The organism is Hydrogenophaga sp. A37, assembly GCF_002001205.1.
In the GTDB taxonomy this organism is placed as follows: Bacteria; Pseudomonadota; Gammaproteobacteria; order Burkholderiales; family Burkholderiaceae_C; genus Hydrogenophaga.
Window position 1 is genome coordinate 1 of record NZ_MUNZ01000090.1, and the last position, 3511, is coordinate 3511.

3 protein-coding genes and 1 pseudogene are annotated in these 3511 nt (G+C 67.4%); all 4 read right to left on the bottom strand.

What is annotated here, in order from left to right:
- Positions 1–192: pseudogene (locus B0E41_RS27335) on the bottom strand (hypothetical protein); the annotation flags it as partial.
- Positions 182–1600: an ATP-binding protein gene (locus tag B0E41_RS09900; RefSeq protein ID WP_253194753.1), complete on the bottom strand. Its 1419-nt coding sequence runs from the start codon at positions 1598–1600 to the stop codon at positions 182–184. The pseudogene B0E41_RS27335 and the gene B0E41_RS09900, both read right to left, overlap by 11 nt.
- Positions 1601–1634: 34 nt before the next feature.
- Positions 1635–2987, bottom strand: a complete 1353-nt coding sequence (gene miaB / locus B0E41_RS09905; protein WP_077330928.1) for a tRNA (N6-isopentenyl adenosine(37)-C2)-methylthiotransferase MiaB — start codon at positions 2985–2987, stop codon at positions 1635–1637.
- A gap of 122 nt (positions 2988–3109) precedes the next feature.
- Positions 3110–3511 (bottom strand): hypothetical protein (locus tag B0E41_RS09910; RefSeq protein WP_363350864.1); only part of this gene is annotated, 402 nt, incomplete at its 5' end.

Sequence of the window (3511 nt, forward strand, 5' to 3'; positions counted from 1 at the left end):
GAGCACTGTCGGTTCCACCGGCTTGGGCAGTTCAAGGGTGGGCGGCAGTGCCGGCGGCGGTGCGGTCACCGGTGGCGGAGGGGTGGTACAGGCGCCCAGACACACGGCGGTGCCCAGGCACAGCGCCAGGCGCTGGCCCCGGGTGCTCCGGTGGGCGCGGCGGAAGGAAGAAAGAAGAGGCTCAGGTGGCATGGGGCAATTCGATGCAAAAGTGGGCGCCTTGGCGCTCAGGCAGCAGTTGAACACGTCCGCCATGGGCCTCAATGTATTCGCGCACGATGGACAGCCCGATGCCCGACCCTCTGACGGTGTCCGCAGGCTGGCGCTCGCCACGGTAAAACGGTTCAAAAATGCGCTGGCGGTCGGCTTCGGCGACACCCGGTCCCTGGTCGATCACGTGCAGGCGGGCCAGGCCGACGTCGTCCTGCAGCAACAAACGGATCTGCCCGCCAAGAGGTGAAAAACGGATGGCGTTGGACAGCAGGTTGCCGATGGTCGAGGCCATCTTCTGGCGGTCCAGGGGCACCACCAGCGAACGGCCTTCGGCGCGCACGTCCAGCTGGTGCGACTGCCAGCGCAGCCGCTGGGCTTCGATCTGCTCCTCCACCAGGGCCAGCAGGTCGGTGGGTTCACGTTGCAGCTGGCGGGCCTCGAACGCCGCTGCGTTGAAGCGCAACAGAGTCTCGATCTGGTGCTGCAGCAACTGGGTGTTGTGCTGCAGGATGGTCACCACCTCGGCCTGGCTGGGGTTGAGCGGGCCGGCCACGCCATCGCCCAGCACCGCCACGCCCTCGTGCAGCGAGGCCAGCGGGGTCTTGAGCTCGTGCGACACATGGCGCAGAAAGCGGGCCTTGTCGGCGTCGAGCTCGGTCAGGCGCAGGCGCAGCCACTCCAGCTGCTGGCTGACGCGGCGCACGTCGGGCGGCCCCGGGATGTCGATGGGCAGGTCCAGCCGGTTTTCGCCCAGCCGCACGATGGCTTTTTCGAGTCGCTGGAATGGCCGGGCCAGCCAGATGCCAAACCCCAGCGCCATCACCGCCGCCAGCGCAATGGAGCCCAGCACCTGCTGCGTCAGCTGGCGCCGGCTGTCCTCCACCCGGGACTGCAGCGCGTCGTTGCGGTTGCCGATGATGGTCTGCACCTGCTGGGCGATGGACGCACTGTGGCCGTCGAGCTCGCGGAAGGCGCGGGCCACGGCGCGCTCGCGATCAAAGGCGGTTTCTGGCGGCCCCTCCAGCAAGGCCTCCACCTCGGCCAGGGGTCGCAGCCAGTTGTGGGAAAAGTCAGCGGGAAGCTCATTGCCTTCCAGCCTGCGCAGGATGTCGCGCGACTGGCCAGCGGCTTCAAAAAAGCGCTGGCGCAGCTGGCGGTCGCCCAGCACCAGCGACTGCCGGGCCGCTCGCTCCATGGTCAGGCTGCGCTCGCGGAGCGACTGCGCCGCCGTGCTCAGCGCGATCGCCTGGGCCGTGCTCTCGCGGCCCTGCGCCATCATGGTGTCGAGCGAGAACAGCGCCCGCAACGCGGCCGCACCCAGCAGCGCGCCGATCAGCAGAAACGCCACCAGCAGCAACTGGGGGAACGAAAACCGCAGTGTCTTCACGACCGCTCGCCCGCTGGGAGATCTCGCCCGCGGCTCACGCGGCTTCGCGCACCATCACCTCGCCGCGCAGCGAGTGCGGGAAGGTCTCGGTGATGCGCACGTCGATCATCTGGCCCACCAGACGCGCGCCGTTCGGTCCGGCGGCGAAGTTGACCACCCGGTTGCACTCGGTGCGCCCCATCAGCTCGGGCACCTCGGCCGTGGACTTGCGCGATGGCCCTTCGACCAGGATGCGCTGCACCGTGTCTTGTCGGCTGGCGCTGATGCGCGCCACGTTGGCCTCGATCACGGCCTGCAGGTGCTGCAGGCGCTGGAGCTTCACGGCATGCGGCGTGTCGTCGGGCAGGTTGGCCGCGGGTGTGCCGGGGCGCGGGCTGAAGATGAAGCTGAAGCTGATGTCGAAACCCACGTCGTCGATCAGCTTCATCAGCTTGCCAAAGTCTTCTTCTGTTTCACCGGGAAAGCCGACGATGAAGTCGCTGCTCATGACCAGGTCGGGCCGGATCGCGCGCAGCTTGCGCACCGTGCTCTTGTATTCCATGGCGGTGTAGCCGCGCTTCATGGCCATCAGGATGCGGTCCGAGCCGTGCTGCACCGGCAGGTGCAGGTGGTTCACCAGCTTCGGAATCTTGGCGTAGGCCTCGATCAGGCGCGGCGTGAACTCGTTGGGGTGGCTGGTGGTGTAGCGGATGCGCTCAATGCCCGGGATGTCGGCCACGTATTCGAGTAGCAGGGCGAAGTCGGCGATTTCGGCCGTGTCGCCCATCTTGCCGCGGTAGGCGTTGACGTTCTGGCCCAGCAGGTTGACCTCGCGCACGCCCTGGTCGGCCAGGCCGGCGATCTCGACCAGCACGTCCTCAAACGGCCGGCTCACCTCGTCGCCGCGCGTGTACGGCACCACGCAGTAGCTGCAGTATTTGGAGCAGCCCTCCATGATCGACACGAAGGCGCTGCAGCCGTCCACGCGCGCGGGCGGCAGGTGGTCGAACTTCTCGATCTCGGGGAAGCTGATGTCCACCTGCGGGCGGGCCAGCTTCTCGCGCCGCGCCAGCAGCTCGGGCAGGCGGTGCAGGGTCTGCGGGCCGAACACCACGTCCACATAGGGTGCGCGCTTGATGATCTCGGCGCCTTCCTGGCTGGCCACGCAGCCGCCCACGCCGATCAGCACGCCTTTTTTCTTCAGGTGCTGCACGCGGCCGAGGTCGGAAAACACCTTTTCCTGCGCCTTCTCGCGCACCGAGCAGGTGTTGAACAGGATCAGGTCGGCTTCGTTGACGTCCTGCGTGGGTTCGTAGCCTTCAGCGGCGTTCATCACGTCGGCCATCTTGTCCGAGTCGTACTCGTTCATCTGGCAGCCGAAGGTTTTGATAAAGACTTTTTTGGACATGATCTTCAATGGGGAATGCGCGGCGCCAATGGCGCGCGGGGCCTGTGTGCAGGCGGGTGTCAGCTCGGATGGCGGTGGCCGTTGCCGCCACACGGGCGGCGGTCGACGGGCAGCGCCAAGGCTCAGTTGGCGGCAGCGGCGGCGCTGGCCGCGGTGTGGCGTTTCTCGGCCGCTTCGGCCTCGGTCAGCACCCACACGTCGTGCACCATGCCGTGCGGTTCCAGCGTGTAGTTCACGGTCAGCGGCTGGTTCACCAAGCCGCCCGAGAGCAAGAGCAGGTTGTTGGTGCCGCGGATGCGGGCGCCGGGTGAGAGCTGCGCGGCCTTGCCGTCCAGCGTCACGATGGGCGGCTGCGTCACGACCAGCGTGCCGCGCAGGGCCTTGGCCGGGAAGATGCGGGGCTGGTTCTGTGCCATGGCCTGGGTAACCAGGCCGGCGCCAAGCAGGCCGAGGGCCAGCACGACAGCGTGTCGGCGGGAGAGAAAGATGAGGGTCGTGCAGCGGTTCATGGTGTTCGTCCAGAG

Coding starts and splice junctions, on each gene's coding strand:
- miaB (WP_077330928.1), bottom strand. CDS start 2,987: ATGTCCAAAAAAGTCTTTATCAAAACCTTCGGCTGCCAGATGAACGAG.